The 23,816-nt window shown below is 62.6% G+C and carries 21 protein-coding genes; 11 read left to right on the forward strand and 10 right to left on the reverse strand.

Features of this window, described 5'->3' with window-relative positions:
• Positions 1 to 61: 61 nt before the first annotated feature.
• Genes phnF through phnN form a run of 3 tightly spaced genes read left to right on the forward strand, consistent with a single transcriptional unit; the run spans position 62 to position 2,147 of the window.
• Positions 62 to 823, forward strand: coding sequence for a phosphonate metabolism transcriptional regulator PhnF (gene phnF, locus PAN31117_RS01785; RefSeq protein ID WP_150736661.1), 762 nt, complete (start codon positions 62 to 64; stop codon positions 821 to 823).
• Complete coding sequence (locus PAN31117_RS01790) at positions 820 to 1,578, forward strand: DUF1045 domain-containing protein (protein ID WP_150736662.1); 759 nt, start codon at positions 820 to 822, stop codon at positions 1,576 to 1,578. The genes phnF and PAN31117_RS01790 overlap by 4 nt, the downstream gene beginning before the upstream one ends.
• The gene (phnN, locus tag PAN31117_RS01795) at positions 1,575 to 2,147 is read left to right on the forward strand and encodes a phosphonate metabolism protein/1,5-bisphosphokinase (PRPP-forming) PhnN (protein WP_150736663.1); all 573 of its coding nucleotides are present in this window, start codon (positions 1,575 to 1,577) and stop codon (positions 2,145 to 2,147) included. Before PAN31117_RS01790 ends, phnN begins: the two co-directional genes overlap by 4 nt.
• Here phnN and PAN31117_RS26995 read toward each other — a convergent pair.
• Together PAN31117_RS26995 and PAN31117_RS01805 are read right to left on the reverse strand one after the other, a co-directional pair.
• Positions 2,121 to 2,693 (reverse strand): TetR/AcrR family transcriptional regulator, encoded by a 573-nt coding sequence (locus tag PAN31117_RS26995; protein WP_174990760.1) that lies wholly within the window; start codon positions 2,691 to 2,693, stop codon positions 2,121 to 2,123. The two genes, phnN and PAN31117_RS26995, sit on opposite strands and share 27 nt — an antisense overlap.
• A complete protein-coding gene (locus tag PAN31117_RS01805; protein ID WP_150736664.1) occupies positions 2,690 to 3,226 on the reverse strand; it encodes a dihydrofolate reductase family protein in 537 nt (178 codons plus the stop codon). The genes PAN31117_RS26995 and PAN31117_RS01805 overlap by 4 nt, the downstream gene beginning before the upstream one ends.
• A gap of 266 nt (positions 3,227 to 3,492) precedes the next feature.
• Between PAN31117_RS01805 and PAN31117_RS01810 the strand changes: the two genes are divergently transcribed.
• From PAN31117_RS01810 to purU, 3 genes are all read left to right on the forward strand, one after another.
• Positions 3,493 to 5,982, forward strand: coding sequence for a GcvT family protein (locus PAN31117_RS01810; RefSeq protein WP_150736665.1), 2,490 nt, complete (start codon positions 3,493 to 3,495; stop codon positions 5,980 to 5,982).
• Between the two features lie 190 nt (positions 5,983 to 6,172).
• Positions 6,173 to 7,024: an NUDIX hydrolase gene (locus PAN31117_RS01815; RefSeq protein ID WP_150736666.1), complete on the forward strand. Its 852-nt coding sequence runs from the start codon at positions 6,173 to 6,175 to the stop codon at positions 7,022 to 7,024.
• A gap of 105 nt (positions 7,025 to 7,129) precedes the next feature.
• Positions 7,130 to 8,002, forward strand: coding sequence for a formyltetrahydrofolate deformylase (gene purU / locus PAN31117_RS01820; protein WP_046290690.1), 873 nt, complete (start codon positions 7,130 to 7,132; stop codon positions 8,000 to 8,002).
• Between the two features lie 99 nt (positions 8,003 to 8,101).
• Here the strand turns inward: purU and PAN31117_RS01825 are convergent, their stop codons facing one another.
• From PAN31117_RS01825 to PAN31117_RS01855, 7 genes are all read right to left on the reverse strand, one after another.
• Positions 8,102 to 9,472, reverse strand: coding sequence for a DHA2 family efflux MFS transporter permease subunit (locus PAN31117_RS01825; RefSeq protein WP_150736667.1), 1,371 nt, complete (start codon positions 9,470 to 9,472; stop codon positions 8,102 to 8,104).
• A 271-nt stretch (positions 9,473 to 9,743) separates the two neighbouring features.
• The gene (locus PAN31117_RS01830; protein WP_150736668.1) at positions 9,744 to 10,124 is read right to left on the reverse strand and encodes a DUF488 domain-containing protein; all 381 of its coding nucleotides are present in this window, start codon (positions 10,122 to 10,124) and stop codon (positions 9,744 to 9,746) included.
• Positions 10,125 to 10,242: 118 nt separating this feature from the next.
• Positions 10,243 to 10,392, reverse strand: coding sequence for an autotransporter outer membrane beta-barrel domain-containing protein (locus PAN31117_RS01835; RefSeq protein ID WP_174990762.1), 150 nt, complete (start codon positions 10,390 to 10,392; stop codon positions 10,243 to 10,245).
• A gap of 427 nt (positions 10,393 to 10,819) precedes the next feature.
• Positions 10,820 to 11,953: a 2-aminoethylphosphonate--pyruvate transaminase gene (locus PAN31117_RS01840; RefSeq protein WP_150736670.1), complete on the reverse strand. Its 1,134-nt coding sequence runs from the start codon at positions 11,951 to 11,953 to the stop codon at positions 10,820 to 10,822.
• Between the two features lie 66 nt (positions 11,954 to 12,019).
• Positions 12,020 to 13,831, reverse strand: a complete 1,812-nt coding sequence (locus PAN31117_RS01845) for a putative 2-aminoethylphosphonate ABC transporter permease subunit (protein WP_150736671.1) — start codon at positions 13,829 to 13,831, stop codon at positions 12,020 to 12,022.
• A gap of 5 nt (positions 13,832 to 13,836) precedes the next feature.
• Positions 13,837 to 14,919 carry a putative 2-aminoethylphosphonate ABC transporter ATP-binding protein gene (locus PAN31117_RS01850; RefSeq protein ID WP_150736672.1) on the reverse strand — a complete coding sequence of 361 codons (1,083 nt, stop codon included), beginning with the start codon at positions 14,917 to 14,919 and terminating at the stop codon, positions 13,837 to 13,839.
• 88 nt (positions 14,920 to 15,007) lie between these two features.
• Positions 15,008 to 16,048, reverse strand: coding sequence for a putative 2-aminoethylphosphonate ABC transporter substrate-binding protein (locus PAN31117_RS01855; RefSeq protein ID WP_150665372.1), 1,041 nt, complete (start codon positions 16,046 to 16,048; stop codon positions 15,008 to 15,010).
• A gap of 416 nt (positions 16,049 to 16,464) precedes the next feature.
• Between PAN31117_RS01855 and PAN31117_RS01860 the strand changes: the two genes are divergently transcribed.
• The 5 genes from PAN31117_RS01860 (at position 16,465) to PAN31117_RS01880 (ending at position 22,714) form a co-directional block, all read left to right on the forward strand.
• Positions 16,465 to 17,190, forward strand: a complete 726-nt coding sequence (locus PAN31117_RS01860) for a phosphonate utilization associated transcriptional regulator (protein ID WP_150736673.1) — start codon at positions 16,465 to 16,467, stop codon at positions 17,188 to 17,190.
• 126 nt (positions 17,191 to 17,316) lie between these two features.
• Positions 17,317 to 18,570, forward strand: coding sequence for a phosphonoacetate hydrolase (phnA, locus tag PAN31117_RS01865; RefSeq protein ID WP_150736674.1), 1,254 nt, complete (start codon positions 17,317 to 17,319; stop codon positions 18,568 to 18,570).
• Positions 18,571 to 18,686: 116 nt separating this feature from the next.
• Complete coding sequence (gene phnY, locus PAN31117_RS01870) at positions 18,687 to 20,141, forward strand: phosphonoacetaldehyde dehydrogenase (protein WP_150736675.1); 1,455 nt, start codon at positions 18,687 to 18,689, stop codon at positions 20,139 to 20,141.
• Positions 20,142 to 20,379: 238 nt separating this feature from the next.
• Positions 20,380 to 22,206 (forward strand): Na/Pi cotransporter family protein, encoded by a 1,827-nt coding sequence (locus PAN31117_RS01875; protein ID WP_150736676.1) that lies wholly within the window; start codon positions 20,380 to 20,382, stop codon positions 22,204 to 22,206.
• Positions 22,166 to 22,714 (forward strand): phosphonate degradation HD-domain oxygenase, encoded by a 549-nt coding sequence (locus tag PAN31117_RS01880; protein ID WP_150736677.1) that lies wholly within the window; start codon positions 22,166 to 22,168, stop codon positions 22,712 to 22,714. Before PAN31117_RS01875 ends, PAN31117_RS01880 begins: the two co-directional genes overlap by 41 nt.
• A gap of 85 nt (positions 22,715 to 22,799) precedes the next feature.
• Here the strand turns inward: PAN31117_RS01880 and PAN31117_RS01885 are convergent, their stop codons facing one another.
• Positions 22,800 to 23,801 carry a hypothetical protein gene (locus PAN31117_RS01885; RefSeq protein WP_150736678.1) on the reverse strand — a complete coding sequence of 334 codons (1,002 nt, stop codon included), beginning with the start codon at positions 23,799 to 23,801 and terminating at the stop codon, positions 22,800 to 22,802.
• Positions 23,802 to 23,816 lie beyond the last annotated feature (15 nt).

Consider the following 23,816-nt stretch of genomic DNA (forward strand, 5'->3'; position numbering starts at 1 on the left):
CAATAACTTCAGATGGGGTACTGCTCGCGGCCTCATTACAACTTTGCGGGGTGTCAATTTGATGACAGCACAACTCGAACGTGGCGGCGGTGTTGCGGTCTGGCGGCAGATCGCGCAGATTCTGGCCACGGAAATCGGCGAGCGTCGTTATGGCGACGGCTCGCCGGACGACCGTCTGCCGAGCGAGACTGACCTTGCGCAGCGCTTCGGGGTGAATCGTCACACGGTACGCCGCGCGATTCTCGGTCTGGCCGAGCAAGGGCTCGTGAACGTCGAACACGGACGGGGCACCTTCGTGCAGGCGGCCGCCATCGGTTATGTGATCGGACGCCGTACGCGCTTCACCGAGAACTTGTCGCAGAACAATCTGAAGACCGCGCAGCAGATCATTTCCGCGCACAAGCTCAAGGCCGAAGGCAGTGTTGCGCACGCGCTCGGCCTGCGCGCGGGCGCAGCGGTCTATCGGCTGGAGCTGGCCCGTCGCAGTCTTGACACGCAAGGCATCGAATTGCCGCTGGCGTACAGCGAGAACTGGTTTCCTGCGTCGCGCTTTCCCGACTTTCCGGATGTGTTCGCAGAGCACGAGTCGATCAGCGCCACGCTCGCTATCTTTGGGGTGAAGGACTACACGCGTCTCGAGAGTCGGATCGGTGCACGCATGCCGGACGCCGACATCGCCCGTCACCTTGGGATCAACCGTCAGCAGCCGGTGCTGAGCGTAGAAAGTACGGATGTGGACGAAGCAGGTAAGCCGATCAAATACGGCATTGCCTACTTCCCGGCAGACCGTATGCAGCTTGTGGTGCAGGGGGCGACAGAATGAACGAAGTACAGCAACTGCAACAACAGCAACTCGACTTCTCGGTGGCGCGTTTTGCGATCTACTACGCACCGCCGTCTGGCTCGTGCTGGTGGAACGAGGGCAGCCGCTGGCTCGGGCGTGACGCGATCACGGCGCGCGCGCTTCATGCGCCGACGGTGGAAGGTTTGTCGCGTTCGTTGCACGACCTGACCGTCGATCCTCGACGCTATGGATTGCATGCCACGCTCAAAGCCCCGATGCGGCTCGCCCCGCAGGCGCGACTGAGCGATCTGTCGGGCATTGCGGCGGCGGTGGCGGCGCGTCACGTGCCGTTCGATCTGACGGTCCATACCGACGTGATCGGGACCGATAACGGCAAGTCGCCCGGCTTCGTCGCGTTGCGTCCGAAGGCAGGCGCCGCCGACGATAAGGCGGTGAACGCGCTGGCGGCCGATTGCGTGCAGGCGTTCGACACGCTGCGTGCACCGATGAACGACACCGAACTGGCCAAACGAAATCCGCATCTGCTAACGTCGCGTCAGCGCGAGTGGCTGGCGCAGTGGGGATATCCGTACGTGTTCGACGAATATCGTTTTCACGTCACGCTCTCCGACCGTGTGACGGCGGGTGACGCCACGGTCATCACCGACTGGTGGCAGCCGCGCGTGCAGGCGCTCGGGCCGATGCGCGTCGACAGTCTCGCCATATTTGTGCAACCGACGCCGGGCGAGCCCTTCCTCATGTTCGAACGTTTTGCCTTCAGGGAAGCTGCATGAATCACGCACGTCTGTTTTACGTGATGGGGCCGTCCGGTGCGGGCAAGGACTCGTTGCTGGCGTACGCACGAGCGAAGCTCGATCACGCGTCGCCCCCCCGCGCGCCGGTGTGCTTCGCGCATCGTTACATCACGCGTCCGCCCTCGGAGGGAGAGAACCACATCGCGTTGTCGCATGCTGAATTCGCGGTGCGGCATTCGCTCGGTTGCTTCGCGCTCGATTGGGAAAGCCACGATTACCGTTACGGCATCGGCATCGAAATCGATGCATGGATGCATGCGGGCGCGAATGTCGTGGTGAATGGCTCGCGCGCGTTTCTCGCACAGGTCGTCGCGCGCTATGCCGAACGTCTGCATCTGGTGGAGATTCGCGTCGACCCGGAAGTGCGGGCGCAGCGTCTCGCAAAGCGTGGCCGAGAATCCGGCGACGCACTCGACAAGCGTGTCGCGCACAGCGTGGCATGGACGCCGCCTGAAGGGATTCCGCTTTCGGTGGTCGATAACGACGGCGCACTCGAAGCGGCGGGCGATACGCTGCTCGCCTTATTGACGTCGCGGCCCGAGCGCTGACAACAGAGCGTCGAGCGCCCGCCGATAGTCGCCATCGTCCGGTGGCGTCGCGGCGGGCGCGACGTTGTGCGCAACGGGCAGGCCACTGCCGTGCGCATGATCGATAAGGATGTCCCGCCACAGGAGCGGTTCCGTCGTCATGGCTTGCAGCAGCCGGGTCAGACGGTCGGTGATCTCGCGCGTCACACCGGCAAACGCCTCGGGTGTGGCGAAGATCGCGAGCGTTAGTTGCGGATGGCGACGCACGGCCGCGTGATACCGGATCAGAATCTCGCGCACTTCCTCATGGCATGCGAGGCCCGCTTCGATGTCTTTGAGTACGTCGGCATACACCGCGTCCGACAACGCGCGCAGCAACCCGGCGTAATCCTCGACGTGATGGTAAAGACTCATGGGCGTGACGCCGAGCCGACTGGCCAGCGCGCGCATGCTCAGTCCCTTTCCACCGTTACTTTCCGTCTCATCGAGCAGCGCGAGCGCCGTCGTCAGAATGGCGTCTCGCGTGACCCCGGTGCCTTGTGCAGGCCTTCCGCGTGGCCGCCTCATGCCACAACCCGATAGGCCGACTGCACCAATCCCGACGCAAAGCGCTGGCTGTCGATCAACTGTAAGTTCACGTCATCCGACAATGCGCCGAATAGCGGTCTCCCCACACCGATCAGCACCGGCACCGTCGTGACCACGATGTCCGCGATCAGTCCTTCGCGCAAAAACGATTGCACCACTTTTCCACCGTCCACATAGATCCGGTCCACGTTCTCCCGCGCCAACGCCTGCATCAGCGCACCGGGTGCCAGGTTGGAGAAGCGCACTTTTCCATCGAGCGCATCGGGTACCGGCGTGTTCGCCAGTTGCGTCGACAACACCGTCACCGGCAGATCGTAGGCCCAGGGGCCCATCGTTAGTACCTTCTCGTACGTACCGCGCCCCATCACGATCGCGTCCTTGTCGGCGATGAAGGCGGCGTAGCCGTGATCCTCGGTGGGATCGTCGCGTTGCAACAACCAGTCGATGTCGCCATCGGTACGGGCGATGAAGCCGTCAAGGCTGGTGGCGATGAAAGCGTGCGCTGTCGTCATGGCGTTGCTCGTCATTATTTATACGACGTATATTTTTGCGTAAACGACCACCAAACACAAGGCATACGGGCGAGGGCATGTCGGCGCAGGCATGGCGCACGTGTGACCGCGGCATTGATGTCGCCAATGTGTCCGTCAATTTTGTGTTGCATTGTGTGTTGTAATGTTGCAAATTATTGCAATGATTTTGAAGTTTGAGTAGTCTCGCGTCATCGCTCATGTCATTGCCCGGCGTCGGTCGGTGCAAGCCTTTCCGGAGTCCATCCATGCCTTCAGCCTTGCCCACTCATGCCCGTGTCGTCATCGTCGGCGGCGGGATCGTCGGCTGTTCCGTCGCCTATCACCTGGCCAAGCTCGGCTGGACCGATGTCGTGTTGCTGGAACAAGGACAGTTGTCGTGCGGCACCACGTGGCATGCCGCCGGGCTGGTGGGGCAATTGCGTTCGCAGGAAAGCATGACGAAGCTCATCCGCTATTCCACGAAGCTCTACAGCGAACTGGAAGCGGAAACGGGGCTTGGCACGGGATGGAAGCAGTGCGGGTCGCTGTCGGTGGCACGTAGCGCCGAGCGTATGACGCAGCTCAAGCGCACGGCAGCCGTGGCGCGCGCTTACGGCGTGCAGTGCGACGTGATCTCGCCGCGCGAAGCGGGCGAACTCTGGCCGGTCATGCGCACCGACGATCTCGTGGGGGCCGTGTGGCTGCCCGGCGACGGCAAGGCCAACCCGACCGACCTGACGCAGGCGCTCGCACGCGGTGCGCGCAGCCGGGGCGTGCGCATCGCGGAGAACACGCGTATCACGCAGATTCACACGGCGTCGCCCAATGGCATTCGCACAGCGACGGGTGTGTCGTGGCAGAACAAGGACGGCGAGCACGGACGCATCGACGCCGAGATCGTCGTCAACTGTGCCGGTCAGTGGGCCAAGGCCGTGGGGCGCATGTGCGGCGTGACCGTGCCGTTGCATTCCGCCGAGCACTACTACATCGTCACCGACCGTATCCCGGGCGTGCATACCGATCTGCCGGTCATGCGCGATCCCGACGGCTATATCTACTTCAAGGAAGAAGTCGGCGGTCTCGTGATGGGCGGTTTCGAGCCGAACGCCAAGCCGTGGGGCATGAACGGCATTCCCGAGAATTTCGAATTCCAGTTGTTGCCCGACGACTGGGATCAGTTCGAGATCCTCATGGAGAACGCGCTCATTCGCGTGCCCGCGCTGGAGACGGCGCAGATCCGCCAGTTCTACAATGGGCCGGAATCCTTCACGCCGGACAACAACTTCATCCTCGGCGAAGCACCCGAGCTCCGGAATTTTTACGTCGGCGCGGGCTTCAATTCGATGGGCATCGCGTCGGCAGGCGGCGCGGGGATGGCGCTTGCCGAGTGGATCGTGGCGGGCGAGCCGACAATGGATCTCTGGCCGGTCGACATCCGGCGCTTCGCGGGTTTTAACGGCAACGACGCATGGCTGCACGATCGCGTGAAGGAAACGCTGGGTCTGCATTACGCCATGCCGTGGCCGAATCGCGAACTCGATACGGCGCGTCCGTTCCGACGCTCGCCGCTGTACGCGACGTTGCTCGCGAAGGGCGCGTGCTTCGGCAGCAAGATGGGCTGGGAGCGGCCGAATTTCTTTGCACCGTCGCCCGAACAGGCGAGCATCGATTACAGCTTCGGTCAGCAGAACTGGCACGCGTGGAGTGCGGCGGAGCATCATGCGTGCCGCGACGCCGTAGCGCTTTTCGACATGAGTTCGTTCTCGAAGCTGCTGATCAAGGGACGCGACGCCGAACGCGTGTTGCAGACCTTGTGCAGTAACGATGTCGCCGTCGCGCCGGGTCGCACCGTGTACACCGCCATGCTCAACGAGCGCGGCGGCTACGAATCGGACTTCACGCTCACGCGCCTCGCGCCGGACCAATATTTGATGGTCACGGGCTCGGCGCAGACGACACGCGACATGGACTATCTGGAGCGGCGCATCGCGAGCCTGCCCGACGATCCGCGCTGCACGGTGGTTGACGTCACCGGCCAGTACGCCGTGCTCGCGCTGATGGGACCGAACTCGCGCGCGCTGTTGCAGCAGGTATCCAAAGCGGATTTCTCCAACGAGGCCTTCCCGTTCGGCACGAGCCGCGAGATCGATCTCGGCTACGCGACGGTGCGCGCGACGCGCCTGACCTACGTGGGCGAACTTGGCTGGGAGCTGTACGTGCCGGTCGAATTCGCGGTTGGCGTCTACGAGACGTTGCATGCGGCGGGTGTTGCGTTCGGGTTGAAGGACGCGGGCTACTACGCCATCGATTCGTTGCGCATCGAGAAGGGCTATCGCGCATGGGGACGCGAACTGACGCCGGATGCGAACCCGGTCGAGGCGGGTTTGACGTTTGCCTGCAAGCTGGCGAGCGACATCGCCTTCACGGGACGCACCGCCGTCGAACTTGCGAAGTCGAAAGGCGTGCGCCGTCGGCTCGTCAGCGTCGCGCTCGACGGGGCGAGCGACAAGATGCTGTGGGGCGGTGAAGCGGTGTTGCGTGACGGTCAGCCTGTTGGGTTCATCTCCTCGGCGGCCTTCGGTCACACCATCGACGCTCCCGTGGGCCTCGCCTATCTGACGAACCCGGACGGGCCGGTGTCCGCCGAGTACATCGAGGCCGGTCGTTATCAGGTCGATCTCGCGGGCGAACTACTCGACGCGCGGGTGCAGCTGCGCGCGCTGTACGACCCGAAAGGCGAGCGGGTGAAGGGCTGAGCGGCGAACGTCTGTGTGGTTGCACCGTACGCCGGGGCCGAAATCGGTAAGCCTTGGCCGACGGCCGATGTGTGCGGGCGCGGGGCGGTCATTCCTCGCGCTTCGGGCGAACTCTTCGCCGCTTCTGTAAAATGCCGCTTTTGCCTCGATTTCGTGCGCCAACGCCTGGCGCGCGTCCGGTCTCTGACGTATGTCTTTTGCTTGTATTGCGGCGGCGCGCCGCTTCGACGACCGAGCGCATCTGCCGCTCGTGATCGGCTCGCAGCGTTTTGGATGGATTCGCCGTAGCGACGTCGGGTCGCTGTGCCGCTGGCCCGACGTGTTCGAGGTCAGCTCGCTCGCCGTGCGCATTCATCCGCGTCACGATACGTGCGAAGCCCGCACGGCGGCGCTGGCACCCGTGATCGAAGCCCTCGCCGCCGAGGGACGCATCACCGGCTGGCGCAACGAGCATTACGCGATCCGTCAGCGTCTTTACGACACGCCGCTCGCATGGATCGAACGCGCCGCCTCCCGTTTTTTCGGCACGCGCACCTTCGCTGTGCATGTGAACGGCTACGTGCCCGCTCGCTTCGTCGGCGAAGCGCCGAAGATGTGGATCGCGCGTCGCAGCGTGCTCAAGGCCACCGATCCCGGTTGTCTCGACAATGCGGCGGCCGGGGGCATCGGTAACGGCATTGGTGTGGGCGACACGCTGGTCAAGGAATGCTGGGAAGAAGCCGGTATTCCGGCGCATCTGGCAAACGAGGCGCGTCCGGGCCGCACGCTGCACATCCTCGCGGAAATTCCCGAGGGCGTGCAGTCCGAGCAGATTTTCGTCTACGATCTTGCGCTGCCGCGCGGGTTCGTTCCCGAGAATCAGGACGGCGAGGCCAGCGCCCACTGGCTGTGCTCGGCGGGCGACGTACGCGATGTGATCGCGCGCGGCAAGATGACGGTCGATGCAAGCCTCGCGAGCCTCGATTTTCTGCTGCGCGAAGGCGCGATTCGCGTGAAGGACTGCGCCGGTATCGAGGCGTTGTTCAAGCCAGCGGACGAGTGAGCCCGCGCCGGACTGCGCCGAATGCCGAGTGTGCGTCTGGCCGACATCGAAGCACCGAATTTCAACACTGCAACGCTCATTGCAAGCCTTTGCCCAGGAGCAATCATGGCACCGATCGAAAATAGCTACATTCTGAAGTTGTCCTGCCCGGACCGTCCCGGCATCGTCCACACGGTGGCCGGTTTCCTGGTCGAGCGCGGCGGCAACATTCTCGACTCGGCGCAGTTCAACGATCGCTTCACGGGCGGCTTCTTCATGCGCGTGCATTTTCAGCAACTGCCGGGCCAGACCGATCTGGCGTCGCTCCAGCGTGACTTTGCACCGCTGGCTGAGCAGTTTGAGATGGAATGGGAGTTGGTCGACGCGTCGATCAAGCCGCGCGTCATGCTGATGGTGTCGAAGATCGGCCATTGCCTGAACGACCTGCTGTTCCGCTACAAGACCGGCCAGCTCAACGTCGAAATCCCGGTGATCGTCTCAAACCACAAGGATTTCTACCAACTGGCGGCGAGCTACAACATCCCGTTCCATTATCTGCCGCTCATGAACGCGACGCCCGAGTCGAAGGCTGCGCAGGAAGCCAAGGTGTTCGAGCTGGTCGAAGACAACAACATCGATCTGGTGGTGCTGGCCCGTTACATGCAGGTGCTCTCCAGCGACCTGTGCAAGAAGCTTGCGGGCCGCGCTATCAACATCCACCATTCGTTCCTGCCGAGCTTCAAGGGCGCGAAGCCGTACTATCAGGCGTTCGACCGCGGCGTGAAGCTGATCGGGGCGACGGCGCATTACGTGACGTCCGACCTCGACGAAGGTCCGATCATCGAGCAGGAAGTCGAGCGCGTCGACCACACGATGGACCCCGAGCAACTGACCGCCATCGGTCGCGACGTGGAATGTGTGGCCCTCGCGCGCGCCGTGCGCTTTCATGCCGAGCACCGCATTCTGCTCAACGGCCACAAGACGGTGATCTTCCGCTAAGCGATGCGCTGACGTTTGTGTCGCCCGATGCGGCACATCGCGCAAAAAAAAGCCCGGGACGTGAAGTCTCGGGCTTTTTTTATGCGTTCGTGAAGCGTATCAGGTGCGCTGCGCCAGCTCACTGCCCGCATCGCGCGAAAGCCGCGCAATCGAAATGGTCGAGCTGACGGCGATCAGGCCGACGACGAGGAACGCCCACGGGAAGTCGACGTTCGTCACATGGTCGCGCCCATGCAGCCACGACGACGTCTGCAACACCGCCGCGCCAATCGTAATCCCGAGCGTGAGCGACACTTGTTGTGCGACGCTGGCAAGGCTCGTCGCCTGACTCATGCGATGCCCCGGCACGTCGGCGTAGGAAATCGCATTCAGACTCGTGAATTGCAGCGAGCGGAAACAACCGCCGACCAGCAGCGTGCCGAGAATCACCAGGTGCGACGTCTGGTCGGTGAAGAGTCCATACCCCCCGATGGTCGCCGCGGCAATGACCGCATTCGTCATCAGTACACGGCGGAACCCCCAGCGCTGAAGAATGCGCAGGGAGAGCGTCTTCATGAACATCGCACCGGCCGCGGAGATGAAGGTCAGTGCGCCCGACTCCAGCGGTGTCATGCCGAAGCCGAGTTGCAGCATCAGCGGCAGGAGAAACGGTGTCGCGCCCACGCCGATGCGAAACAGCGTGCCGCCACCGACACCGGCGCGGAACGTGGGGATGCGAAAGAGATCGAGCCGCAACAATGGATGCGCAATCCCTTTCGCGTGACGCAGATACGCGACGATCAGCGCAGCGCCAATGGCGACCAGTCCGAGGGCGAGCGGCGTCGGAATCAGGTGACGACCGATGGTCGACAGGCCGAGCATCAGGATCGACAACCCGGAGCCCGAGAGCAGGAAGCCCTTGACGTCGAGCGGCGGCACTTCGTCTTCATAAAGATCGGGGATGAATTTCGTCGCGAGGATGAAACCGAGCACGCCGATGGGGATGTTGATGAAGAAGATCCAGCGCCAGTGCCAGTACGTCGTGATGAAGCCGCCGAGCGGCGGACCGAGCACCGGACCGACCAGCGCCGGGATCGTGAGGTAGTTGAGCGCGCGCACCATGTCGCGCTTCTCCACCGACTTCAGCAGTGCGAGTCGCCCCACGGGCACCATCATGGCGCCCCCCATGCCCTGCACGAAGCGTGCAATCACCAGCTCCGACAAGTTGGTCGAGATGCCACAGCAGATGGAACTGACGACGAACACGCCGATGGCGGTGCGAAAGACGTTACGCGTGCCGAAGCGATCGGCGATCCATCCACTGACCGGAATGAAGACCGCGAGGCTGATGAGGTACGTCGTGAGGGCGAGCTTGAGCGTGATCGGGCTCTCGCCGAGATCTTTCGCGATCAACGGCAAGGAGGTGGACAACACGGTGGAATCCATGTTCTCCATGAACAGCGCGCAGGCAACTATCAGTGGAACGAGCATGAGGCATGACGCTGCCGTCGCGGCAACGAGAGTAAGCGAACGAGGTACGGCAAGAGGTGCAGCACGGGGGTGCCGGGGTAAAGCGCAGACGATGTAGCAGATGACGCTTTCTGCGTTTATAGCAAATTCCGGTGCGGCTCGTCCCGTTGATGGTTGACGCGAGGCGTGATGCGGGTTTCGGACGAGGTGATGGCGCGACGCGTCGTTTTAAGCAGCGGAATGCTGTGCTACACCGCGATATGGTGTTTTATCTGTCGAACTTTGTAAGTCCTCAACGCGACTCAAGAAAGTCACGGAGGACGTGAAGGTGCGTATGTGCTTCGTCGTCTTCCAGTCGATGTGCGGCCGTGAGTAACGTGACCGGGCCTTCGGTCAGACGCGTGCGCAACTCGGTAAGCATCGCGTTGTGGTCGGCTTCCAATGTCGAAAGCTCTTCGAGGAAGCGAGTACGGAACGCCGCGAACGCCTCGGGATGCTCGTGAAACCACTTGCGAAGCGGTGTACTCGGCGTGACGTCCTTTGCCCAGAAGTCGATGTGCGCTTTGACCTTGGCTAACCCGCGCGGCCAGAGGCGGTCGGCGAGAACACGCTGGCCGTCGGCAGCGTCGGGGGCGTCGTAGACGCGCTTGAAGCGAATGTTGTAGGACGGCATGGGGGACGGCCTCCGGTAGTGATCGAGTGAGCGCGCGCCGCTCGCGCTGAGCGGGCGCGCAATACTTCGGAGCTTACCGGACGCGCTCGTTACAGGCGAGTCCCCACGACAGGACGCATCAGAAGCGCCAATTGACGTTGCCGTACACCGAGTTGTCGCTGACCTTGCCGCCAAACTGACCCGAATAGCTCACGCCGAGCGTGATGGCATCGCCGACGAAAGCATCGATACCCGCGCTGACGACCGCTGCGTCACGGGCAATCGGCACGCCCCCCACGGTGAAGACCGCAGGCGTCCTGCCGCCACCAACCCGGCTCCGGTGGCAAAGGGGATCTCACCGCGCAGGCCGGCGGTGGAGAACGTGACACCGTGTGACTGTTCGTCGGCATGAAGCCCGGCAATGCCGCCAGACCAATCGATAGAGGTGCTTGTTCATCGTGCTCCGGTTCCCCATGGCATGGAGTGCAGAAAGGGCGACATGGCGCTGACGAGGCCCGCCGAATGACATTGCGGGACGCGGGATTTGGCAGGGGAATCAAGACCATGCGCGGCCTTGTAAAGCATTAGGCGACGCCATTGCAGCGCCGCAAGAAAAGCAAAGTGTCGGACGATTCCCTGAATCATCGACGGCGAGCGACCGCTTGGGTCACTCGCCGACACACGATGGAAGACGACGAACAACGACGTGTTGCTACCTACGCAGCGCGCGTGAGCGGCGCGACCTGACGAATGCCCAGCGACGCCAGCGACTGCGAGATCGCCGTGACGACGTTACGCATCTCGTTGTCGTCGATGGCACCGATGCAGCCGACGCGGAACGTCTCGATCTGGGTGAGCTTGCCGGGGTAGAGGATGTAACCGCGCTCGCGCACGGCCGCGTAGAACGCCTTGAAGTCGTACTTGCTGTCGGTTGGCGCATGGAACGTCACGATGACTGGCGCTTGTACCTCTGCTTCGAGGAATGGACGGAAGCCCAGCGACGCCATGCCGTCCACCAATGCACGGCAGTTCTTCTGGTAGCGCCCGCCGCGAACCGGCTGTCCGCCCTCGGCGAGGAACTGATCGACGGCGGCACGCAGCGCGGCGACCACGTGCGTCGGCGGTGTGAAGCGCCATTGCGTAGTCTTCTGCATGTACGTGTACTGGTCGTGCAAGTCCATCGCCAGCGAGTGACTGTTGCCGCCGCTCGCTTCGAGCACCGTCTTCTTCGCAATGACGAAGCCCATGCCCGGCACGCCTTCGAGACACTTGCCGCTCGCGGCGATCAACGCGTCGAACGGCATCGAACGCACATCGATTTCCACCGCGCCGAACGAACTCATCGCGTCGACGATCAGCCCCTTGCCGTGCTTCTGGCAGACCCGTGCGATGTCGGCCAGCGGGTTCAGCACGCCCGCGCCGGTTTCGAGATGGACCTGTGCGACGTGCGTAATCGACGGATCGCGCGAGAGCGCTTCGTCGATAGCCGCCGCGCTGGCTGCCTGATCTTCGGGGATGGGCAGGGCGACGGCGTCGCGGCCCAGATAGCGGCAGATCTTCAGAATGCGCTGGCAGTACGCACCGTTATCCGGCACGAGAATGCGGGCGTTGCGCGGCGTGAGCGTACCGATGGCCGCTTCGACGGAGAACGTTCCGGAACCTTGCAGCGGGACGCAGACGTATTCGTCGCCACCGTGCACGATGTCCACCAGATCGCGGCACAGCGACGCGGTGATGCGGTTGAACTGGGCGTCCCACGAACCCCAGTCGCGCAGCATGGCCTGTCGGGTGGCCGGCGACGTGGTGAGCGGGCCGGGGGTGAGCAGAATCGGTTCCTGACCGAGAATCATGACCGCCTCCTATTAAGCGGGGAAACTACCGAAATGAGTCAGCAAAATGAGCGACCAAAACCAACTTCAATGTCCGTTCCGCGTACCCGGCACCTTCCCGGACGGCCGACGCCACGCCTGCGTGTAGCGTTCCACCACGATCTGCACGCCGTGATAGAGCAGGCAGACCAGCATCGACGTGAGCACCACGAGCGTGGCCATCGCGGCGGCGGGTCCGATGGACCCGGTCTCATCCATGTTGACGATGGCGACCGACGCGAGCGACGTATCTGCGGAGTAAAGGAAGACGACGGCGGAGACCGTCGTCATGGCGTTGACGAAGAGATAGCGGCTGATGTCGATGATCGACGGCAGGCAGATCGGCGCGGACACGCGCCAGAATGTGCGATAGAAGGGCACCTTGAGCGACGCCGACACATATTCGAACTCGGGGTCGATCTGTTTGAGCGCGGTGACGGCCGTGAGGTGACTCGACGAGTAGTAATGCACGACGTTGACGATCACCAGAATGGCAAGCGTGCCGTACAGGTTGTGCAGCGGGTTTGCCTCGGAGACGAAGAAAAAGATATAGCCCAGACCCAGCACCAGCCCCGGCACGCCCATCGGCAGCACCGCCATCATGCGGATGAAGCCGCGCACCCACGCCATGCCACGCGTCTTCTCAAGCAGGTAGGCGATGACGAAGATCGCCGCTGTTCCCCACACGGCGCACCAGAACGCCATCTGCAAGCTGTTGACGTACGAGTCCACTGCACCGCTTTCGATCAGCCCGAAGCGATAGTGGCCGAGCGACAGACTGAAGTTGTACGGCCAGAACTTCACGAACGACGCGTACACCGCCATGCCCAGAATTGCGAGCATGATCGCGGCCATCCCCCAGCACATCGTCGCCATGAGCCAGTCGAATCCGCGTGAGGGCTTCGGCACATAGGGCACCGCGCGCGCGGAGAGCAGCGCCTGCTGCTTGCGCTGTACGACCGAGTCCACCAGATACGTTATGCCGACGGGTACCAGCAGCACCAGCCCGACGACCGCACCCTTGGAGAAGTCCTGCTGTCCAATCACCAGCTTGTAGATGTCGGTGGCCAGCACATTGAAGTCACCGCCAATCACCTTGGGAATACCGAAGTCCGATATCGCGTAAGTGAAGACGATCATCGCAGCGCTGATGACCCCATACTTCGCGCCGGGCAGCGTAATCGTGAGAAAGCGTCGCAATGCAGGGGTGCCGAGCGCGTCGGCCGCCTCATACAGCCGCGCGTCGGTGAGCGAGAGCGCCGTGATCAGAATCATCAGCGCATGCGGGAACGTGGCGTTCACGAGCGACATCACGATGCCCAGCGGGCCGTAGATGTCCACGTCGCCCATGAACGGACGGAGCAGTCCCTGATTGCCGAACCAGAAGATGAACGAGATGGCGGGCAGCAACGTCGGGCCGAGAATCGGAATCAGCGCAATGTTGCGCAGCAGCGTCTTGTGACGGATGCAGCTGCGCGTGAGCGCGTACGCAAAGATGAAAGCGAGCGGAACAGTAATGCAGGTCGTCACCATCGAGATCCATACGCTGTTCCAGATCGAGCCGAAGAGCGCAGGGGAGTGGAAGTACTCGCGAAAGTGTCGAAGACCGACGAAGTGTCCGTCGTTGTCCTGCACGCTCTTGACGAGAATCGCGGCCATGGGCGCGAGCAGAAAAAGCACACCGGCCGCTGCAGCCACCAGCAGCAACGCTTGCGCGAGGCGATCCGTCCAGTGCGAGGCGAGCCTCACCGGACGCACCGCTGACGGCGGCGGACGATCCGCCGTCGTGGGCGATGCTGACGCGCTGTGACCTTGCGGGTTGGCCGTCAGTGTCGAGCCTGCTGAACTTAGGGAACTCATCGTGGCTACCCCTGACGGAAGACGCGCACGGCGGCGCTCGGGACCGAGAAGCGCAACGCGCCGCCAGTCGCCGGTTGCAGGGCCTGCATGTCCGCAGGCGAAAGGTCGGCGTAGAGCGCGTGGTCACAGGCGTGCATGCGCAGCGTCACGCGCGAGAAGGCGCCGAGAAACTCGATCTTCTCGACGTTGCCGTCGAACACGTTGGCGGTGTCGTCGAGGTCGTCCAGATCGCGCACGCGCACGTCCTCCGGCCGGAAGAAGACGCGAATGTCTTCGCCCGAGTGGCAGCCGTTGAGCGTGCCGCACGTCAGCTCGTACTGACCGACGTGAACGCGTCCTGCGTCGCCCAGACGCGCGGGGAGGATGTTCGTCTTGCCCACGAAGTCCGCGACGAACGGCGTGGCCGGATGCTGATAGATCTCGCCGGGCGTGCCAACCTGTTCGATGACGCCGTTGTTCATCACGACGATGCGGTCGGCCATCGACAACGCTTCTTCCTGATCGTGAGTGACGAGAATCGTGGTGATGCCCAGCCGTTGTTGCAGCGCACGGATCTCGCTGCGCAGGCGCACGCGCACGCGGGCGTCGAGCGCGGATAGCGGTTCGTCGAGCAGCAACAGGCCGGGCGAGGTTGCGAGTGCCCGTGCAATCGCAATGCGTTGTTGCTGACCGCCGGAGAGCTGACCGGGAAACTTGGCGCCTGCATCGGGTAACCCGACCATCGCCAGCAGTTCGGCCACGCGCGCGCCGCGCTCGGCGCGCGGCACGCGACGGTTCGTCAGTCCGTACGCCACGTTTTGCGCGACGCTCAGATTCGGAAAGAGTGCGTACGACTGGAAGACGATGCCGTAATCGCGCTGCATCGGCGGCAACGACGAGATGTCCCGTCCGTTTTGCGACAGCGTGCCCTGCGTCTGCGCCTCCAGCCCGGCGATGATGCGCAACAGCGTGGTCTTGCCGCAGCCCGACGGACCGAGGAAGCAGAGCATTTCGCCGCGCCGCACGGTGAGATGAATGTCATGCAGCACAACGGTGCTGTCGAAGCGCTTGTGGATGCCTGCTAGGTGGAGATACGTGTCGTCGCTCATTCGGGAGACCTCCTGCATGGTTGTGCCGGTGTGCGTGAGTGCGCGTGCGGCGCGCTTGTTTCGGGCCGCACGCTGCGTCATCACGTCGTCACTTCTTCTCCGACTTCGCGCCGTAGCGTTTCTGCCACTCGGCAAGCACCGACTCGCGGCTCTTCGCAATGTCCGTGAAGTCATTTTTCACGAGCATGTCGGGGTAGTTGGCTGGAATGGTCTCGAACTTCTTCGCCACGCCCGGGTAAGCCACGATGGCCCAGTCCTTCGCGTACATCTCGTTGGCTTCCTTGCTCGCGAGCCAGTCCATGTAACGCTTGGCGGCGTCGAGCTTCTTGGTCGTCTTCACGATGCCCGCGGCTTCGATGTCGTAGCCCAGCCCTTCCTTGGGGAACACGAGATCGATGGGCGCGCCCGCAGCCTTGGTGCGATGCGCATTGAATTCGAACGAGATGCCGATCGGGTACTCGCCTGCGCCGGCGTCACGACACGGCTTCGAGCCCGAGTGCGTGTACTTGACGATGTTCTTGTCCAGCGCGTCCATGTACTTCCAGCCGCCGTCCTTGCCGAACATCTGCAACCAGGCTGTGACGTCGAGAAAGCCTGTGCCGGACGTGGCCGGGTTGGGCATCACGATCATCCCCTTATAGATGGGCTTGGCGAGGTCCTCCCACGACGTGGGCTTTGGCAGATTGCGCTTGGCCGCTTCCACCGTGTTGAAGCAGACGGTCGCGCCCCACACGTCGAGGCCGACCCACGATGGCGGATTCGCCTTGTCGCTATAGGCGCGCGTGAGCTGATCGAAACCCTTGGGGGCGTACGGCGTGAGCAGGCCTTCCTGCTTGATGAGTTCGAGACTCGACGCGGCAAGCCCCGCGATCACATCTGCCTGCGGGTTGGCCTTTTCCGCGAGCACCTTGGCGGTGACTACGCCAGTGGAGTCGCGCACGTACTTGATCTCGATGTCCGGATTCGCCTTCTGGAACGCTTCGGCGTACGGACGCATGACCTCGACTTCCCACGCGGTATAGACGGTCAACGTGGTCTTCGCGAGCGCGTGACCGGCCTGTGCAGCGCAGACGAGTCCTGCGGCGAGGACGGCGGCAGCGCGCATGGCACGGCGCAATGATGAATTCATGGATGGCTCCTGTGGGTCGCGATCAGGGTCGCGTTGTAAGTACACTCGACAGCCTTCTGTGAGGCGATTTGTTGCATAATATTGGCAAATTATGTCGTTTTCTTGAAACCCTTGGCTTTTGTCATCTGCTCGTCAAATACCTCCAATAGTATGGAAATCATTGATTCAGATAGGGTTTTGTCGTTGCCGCAATCGACTCGACCCGACGGTGTTGCAAAATCTGTCTGCAATGTCGGATGTGTTTTGTTGACAATCTACAAATTGCTGTGCTTGAATGTCAACAACAAAAATAATCACGTGATGCCACAAATTGCCAAGTCCCGATGGAGCGGCGGTTTGTGGTCCGGTGCGAAGGCGCCGACGTCGCGCGATGGCATCAATGTCCAGAGCACAGTTTTGAAAAAGGGAAGGCCGGTATGACCCCGAAGCCCACGTCGCCAACCGCAATCGAGTTGTTGCAGAGCCAGTCGCTCACCACGCTCGTCCAGCACGAAATCGAGCGTCAGATCATGGCGGGCACGCTCACACCCGGGACCAAGCTCAACGAGATCGAGGTCGCCGGCAGCCTTGGCGTGTCGCGCGGTCCGGTGCGCGAGGCGTTCCGGGCACTCGAAGAGGCAGGACTGCTGCGTACCGAAAAGAATCGCGGCGTCTTCGTGCGGGTTATCTCGATTGAAGAGGCCGAAGAGATTTACGCGCTGCGTGGGGTGCTCGACGAGTACGTCGCCCGCACGCTGGCCGAGGTGATCACATCCGCGCAACTCACGCGCTTGCGTGAATCCGTTGAAGCGATGCATCACGCAGTGGAAACAGGCGACAGCGAGGGCTACTACCAACTGAACCTGGCGTTTCACGACGCGCTCGTCGAGATGGTCGGCAACCGCAAGTTGCTGGAAACGTATCGCCGTCTGGTCAAGGAACTGAGCCTGTTCCGTCACGAAGCGCTGACGGGCGACTCGTCCGCGCCGCCGAAGTCGGAGCGTGAACACCGGGATATCGTGAGCGCGATTGCGTCGCGCGATCCCGAGCGTGCCGCGCAAGTTACGCGCGATCACCTGGTGCGAGGCCGTACGCGTATTCGCGAAATGCTCGCGCGTACGCCCGGTGCCTCGGGGGCTGCGCCGCAGGCGAAGGCGGGCTAAGCGCGACCGGCGCAAAGCCCTTGAGGGCCAAGGATTTGTCTTGTTGATATTTGGGCCGCATGCAGGCCATCGCACGAAGCGCGATGCCCATTACGGTCAACCGAGTGGTTATTGAGGAGAACCGACGTGAACCAGCCCGCACAGATTCAAGTGAACGGCCGTCAGTACCGCCTGCCGAAGCAACCGACCGTCATCGTATGCGTCGACGGTTGCCAGTTCGAATACATCGAAGCCGCTGCCGCCGCAGGCGTTGCGCCCTATCTGAAGCGCTTGCTCGCTGAGGGCGCCGTCTTCCAGGGCGACTGTGTCGTGCCGTCGTTCACCAACCCGAACAACCTGTCGATCGTGACCGGCGCGCCCCCCGCCGTGCACGGTATCTGCGGCAACTACTTCTTCGATCCGGCCGCCAACGGCGGTCGTGGCGCGGAAGTCATGATGAATGACCCTGCCTACCTGCGTGCGGGCACCGTGTTTGCAGCGGCTGCCGATGCGGGCGCGAGCCTCGCCGTCGTGACCGCCAAGGACAAGCTGCGTAAGTTGCTCGGCTATCGCATGAAGGGCATCTGCTTCTCGTCGGAGAAGGCCGATCAGGTCACGCTCGAAGAGAACGGCATCGAAGACGTGGTCGACCTCGTCGGCATGCCGGTGCCGGACGTCTACAGCGCAGAACTCTCGGAGTTCGTGTTCGCGGCGGGCGTGCGCCTGCTGGAGACGCGTCACATCGACCTGATGTATCTCTCGACGACGGACTACATCCAGCACAAGTGGGCCCCGGGCACGGACGGCGCGAACGCCTTCTACGCGATGATGGACAAGTACCTCGCGCGGATGGACGAACTGGGCGCGGTCATCGGGCTGACGGCCGATCACGGCATGAACGCCAAGCACGATCCGAAGACCGGTCAGCCCAACGTCATCTATCTGCAAGACCTGCTCGACGACTGGTTCGGCAAGGGCGTGGAAGCGGGCGGTGCGCGCGTGATCCTGCCGATTACCGATCCGTACGTGGTGCACCACGGTGCGCTCGGCTCCTACGCCACGATCTATCTACCGAAAGACGCGGATCGCGACGCCATTCGCGCACGCATCGCCGCGCTGCCGGGCATTGAAGTTGTGCTGACCAATGCCGAGGCCTGCGCACGTTTCGAGTTGCCGCCCGATCGCGTGGGCGATCTTGTGGTCGTAAGCGACCAGTCGGTGGTGCTGGGCACCAGCGCGAGCCGCCACGATCTGTCGGGACTGACGGTGCCGCTGCGCTCGCACGGTGGTATCTCGGAGCAGACGGTGCCGTTGCTCTTCAATCGCAAGACCGAAGGGATTCCGGGCAAGGCGCGACTTCGCAACTTCGACATTCTCGATGTGGCACTCAATCACGTTTGAGCCACGTTGGATTGACGTCTGACCCAAGAGCAGAGCATTAGCGCCAGGGTCGAGCGAACCTCAGAACGTTCGAACGACCCGGCCCCTGTCCAGTTAGAGACGCAGTGGAGAACCCCATGAACGCGCCGCACAAGCTGCACCCCGAGTTCCGCGCCGAAGCGCTTCGCATCGGTGGCGAAAAAGTGACCCGCGAACGGATCATCGAAGTTTTCAATCCGTATTCGGGCGATCTGGTCGGCACCGTGCCGAAAGCCTCGCTCGACGATGTGCGTCGCGCGTTCTCGATCGCCAAGCAGTACCGCTCCACGCTCACGCGTTTCGAGCGCGCCAACATTCTGGAGAAGGCGGCCGCACTGTTGCGCGCACGCACTGCGGAGGCGGCGGCCATCATTACGATGGAATCGGGGCTCTGCAAGAAAGACGCCGTCTACGAAATCGGCCGCGTCGCCGACGTGCTGGGTTTCGCCGCAGGTGAAGCGCTCAAGGACGACGGACAGGCGTTCTCATGCGATCTCACACCGCACGGCAAGAAGCGTCGTGTGGTCACGCAGCGCGAGCCGCTGCTGGGCGCGATTGCGGCTATCACGCCGTTCAATCACCCCATGAATCAGGTGGCCCACAAGGTCGCGCCGTCGATTGCGACGAATAACCGGATGGTGCTCAAGCCGTCCGAGAAGGTGCCGCTCTCGGCTTTCTATCTGGCCGACACACTGTACGAAGCCGGTCTGCCGCCGGAGATGCTGCAAGTGATCACGGGCGATCCGATGGAGATTGCCGACGAGCTGATCACGAACGAGAACATCGACATGATCACGTTCACGGGCGGCGTGTCGATCGGCAAGTACATTGCGTCCAAGGCGGGTTATCGCCGCATCGTGCTGGAGCTGGGCGGCAACGACCCGCTGATCGTGATGGAGGACGCCGATCTGGAACGCGCCACCGATCTCGCGGTGCAAGGGTCGTACAAGAACTCGGGTCAGCGCTGCACTGCGGTCAAGCGGATGCTGGTGCACAAGGACATCGCCGCGCAGTTCACCGAACTCGTGGTCGAGAAGACCCGTGCGTGGAAGTACGGCGATCCGGCCGATGGCGACAACGACATGGGCACGGTGATCGACGAAGCGGCCGCGCGCCTGTTCGAGTCGCGCGTGAACGAAGCGGTGTCGCAGGGCGCGCGTCTGCTGGTCGGCAACAAGCGCGAGGGTGCGCTGTATTCGCCGACGGTGATCGACCGCGTTGACCCGAAGATGACGGTGGTGCGCGAAGAGACCTTCGGGCCGGTGTCGCCGATCATCACGTTCGGCAGCATCGACGAAGCCATCGCCATCTCCAACGGCACCGCGTTCGGCCTGTCCTCCGGCGTTTGCACGAACCGGCTTGATTATGTGACGCGCTTTACCAACGAATTGCAGGTCGGGACGGTCAACGTGTGGGAAGTGCCAGGGTATCGCATCGAACTGACGCCGTTCGGTGGTATCAAGGACTCCGGACTTGGCTATAAGGAAGGGGTTCAGGAGGCGATGAAAAGCTTCACGAACACCAAGACTTTCACCTTGCCGTGGGGCGTGTGAGCGAGGCGTAGCAGAACCAGCGCAAAAATTGTGACAATTTGATGACAGGATTGTTGCGCTGGTCAAATTGGTGTACGGTGTGTCGATTGGGGATTCGCATGACGCGTGAACTTCATACGCATCCCGACGCCAGTGTTGGACTGACGCGGGATGCCGGTTTGGCAAACCGGTGTACGCGTCATGTTGGCGGCGCGAAGCGCTGCCTGTCCCGTCGACAATAAGATCACGGAACACTGGCATGCTGACTCTGCTCAACTTACTTTCCGGCGTGGCGATGCTGATCTGGGGGACGCACATTGTGCGTACCGGGGTCCTGCGCGTCTACGGTGCCGACCTGCGACGCATTCTGTCGCACAGCATCTCGAACCGCTTCCTCGCCTTTGCGGCTGGCGTGCTCGTCACGGGCCTGGTGCAGAGCAGTAACGCGACGGCGCTCATCGTGTCATCGTTCGGCGCGCAAGGGCTGATCGCGCTGGCACCCGCCCTGTCGATCATGCTGGGGGCCGACGTCGGTACCGCCCTCATGGCGCGGATTCTGACGTTCGATCTGCACTGGCTCTCGCCGCTGCTGATCTTCTTCGGCGTCATCTTCTTCCTCTCACGAAAACAAACGCGTGCAGGCCAGTTGGGACGCGTGTCTATCGGCCTCGGGCTGATCATCCTGGCGTTGCAGCTGATCGTGGGCGCGACCACGCCGATGACCGAAGCCGCCGGGGTGAAGGTGCTGTTCGGTTCGCTGACGGGCGATGTGATGCTCGACACGCTGATCGGTGCGCTCTTCGCGATGGTGTCGTATTCGAGCCTCGCCGCCGTGCTGCTGACGGCGACGCTGGCGTCTTCCGGCGTCATCTCGCTCAAAGTGGCGCTGTGTCTCGTAATCGGTGCGAACCTCGGCAGCGGCATGCTGGCGATGCTGACGTCGGCCGGTCAGAACGCAGCGGGCCGTCGTGTGGTGTTCGGCAGCCTCATCTTCAAGCTGATCGGCTGCCTGATCGTGCTGCCGTTCGTCGATTACGCACCGATGCTGGTGAACTGGCTCTCGGACGCCCCCGCACAAGCTGTCGTCAACTTCCACGTGCTGTACAACCTCGTTCGCTGTCTCGTCTGCCTCGCGTTCACCGAGCCGATGGCGCGTCTGTGCGTGCGGCTGCTGGCAGAAAAGCCGGAGGCGGACGGTGTGACGCGTGCCCGACATCTCGACGAGAGCGCGCTGGAAATGCCTTCGGTGGCGCTGGCCAATGCCACGCGCGAAACGTTGCGCATGGGCGACCTCATCGAACAGATGCTCAACGGGTTGCTTTACGTCATCAAGAGTAACGACGTGGCGCGCGCCAGAGAGACACGCCGTCTGGACGACGACGTCGATCATCTCTACACCGCCGTGAAGATGTACCTGACGCGCGTGTCGCGCGAGAACCTCAGCGAGCAGGACAGCCGCCGCTGGACGGACATCATCTCGCTCACGATCAATCTGGAGCATGCGGGCGACATCATCGAGCGCATGGTAGTGGAGGTCGAGGAGAAGAAGATCTCGCACAAGCTGTCGTTCTCGGAGGCCGGTTTGCAGGAAATTTGCGACATGCACGCGCGGCTGGTGACGAACCTGCAACTCGGCTTGTCGGTGTTCCTGAATACCGATCTGCGAAGCGCCCAGCGGCTGATGGCCGAGAAGGAAAGCTTCCGCGATCTGGAGCGTGCGTATTCGTACACCCACCTGAATCGTCTGGCGGGCCAGTCGGTGCAGAGTATCGAGACGTCCTCGCTGCATCTGGACATCATCAGCGACATGAAGCGCCTGAACTCACTGTTCTGCTCGACGGCGTATCCGGTGCTCGACGATGCGGGCGCGCTGCGCAAGAGCCGCATGCGCGACAAACCGAAGGAAGCCAAGGACGGCAAAGACAATAAGGATATGAAGACGCCGAAGGAAACGAAGGCGTCGAAACTGGCGGCGTTTGCCGATGTCGCGACGGCCGCTGCCAGGGCTGCCCCCGATTCTCGCGACGACAACGAGAGTTCTCACGATGGCCCTGAGCCTGCCGGACATCCGCACCCTGTTCGATAAATTCGGTTCGATCGCATACAGCGGCGAACCTGTCACCCAACTCGAGCACGCGCTGCAAAGCGGCGCGCTTGCCGAGAGCGAGGGCGCCGACGAGGCGCTCGTCGCCGCCAGCTTCCTTCACGATCTCGGTCATCTGCTCAATCTTCAGGGCGAAACGCCCACCGAGCGTGGCATCGACGATCTGCACCAGTACTTCGCGTTGCCGTTCCTCAGACCGCTCTTCAGCGACGCGGTCCTCGATCCGATCCGTTTGCATGTGGACGCCAAGCGTTGCCTTTGCGCGATCGATCCCGAGTACTACGGCAAGCTGTCGGTAGATTCGGTGCGCAGTCTCGCCCTGCAAGGGGGGGTGTTCAGTGACGACGAAGCGAAGACGTTTCTCGCGCGCGAGCACGCCGATGCGGCACTTCGCCTGCGTCGCTGGGACGACCGCGCGAAGGTCGCAGGGATGCAGACGCCGCCGCTCGACCACTACATGAAGGTGCTGGAGCGCGTGACGGTTCAGTGATACGGGTGAGATGAGCGTGAGATGAAAAAAGGCCGCGCCGGGTCGAATCCGGTGTGGCCTTTTAGCTTTTGACGTCAGATGCGTTTCAATGTGGCAATTTTGCGCGCCATGCCGATGGCAGCAGGCGAAGCACGGCTCGACGCGACGGTTGCCAGAACACCGAAAGCAACAGAAGCACGCCGCCGACGATCACGGACGTGGCTGGCAGCGACATGCTGGAGTGCGTGTAAAGTTCGTCGCCGTTCGCGGCAGGCGTCATGAACATCCGCAAGATGGCGCTCATGACGTACAGCAGCGACGACAGCATCAGCGCGCGACGGTCGATGGCGAGCGACACGGCCGTGAGCAGCACGAACACGGCGATGACCGCGCCAGGGTGATTCGGTGCGAGCATCCAGAAGATCGGATGCGTGACCATGCAGGCGGCGAGCAGGTGAAGCCAGAACGCGACGTCGGAGCGGATGGTCGTGCGTTGCGGATCCTGCGCATCCCAGCGCAGTGCCCAGATGAAGATCGCCAACCCGACGACGACGTTGGCCACCAGCAACCAGCCATCGTTCTCGGTGAGTACCAGCACGTGCGCCCACACGACGGCGACAACGCCCGCGACGCCCATGGCAATGACTGCAGGAACGCGGAAGCGCCACCAGAAGAGGGCGGCGCCGAGCGCCGTGCAGACGCAGGTGCCGACGAGCGTCCACCAGCTCATCGATGCACGTACGCTTTCTCCACCCTGATGCAGCAGCGAAGCGTTCCCGAAACCGAGCATTGCAGCCGTGCTCACGAAGCTGAACGAAAAGCAGAGCGCGGGCAGGGCCATGCGGCGACGTCGCACGAAGATCTCCGAGAGTCCCCACGTGATGGCGGCGGCGATGAGCATCTGCAGCCACGAAGGCAGCGATGCCGTGAGCCACACCGTGCCGAACGAGAGCAGCCATGAAGCGATGACGACGAAGATGTCGTTAAAGCTCGTGACCAGCCGCAACGGTTCGTCATCGACCCGTTGCTGAGTCAGCGGTGAAGATGGAGGAGCGAAGGGGGCATCGGAAGGCGCGCGTGTCGGTGTCTGGAAATCGGGTGTCGTCATGTTTCGATGAACTTT

It is taken from the genome of Pandoraea anapnoica, from assembly GCF_902459765.1.
In the GTDB taxonomy this organism is placed as follows: domain Bacteria; phylum Pseudomonadota; class Gammaproteobacteria; order Burkholderiales; family Burkholderiaceae; genus Pandoraea; species Pandoraea anapnoica.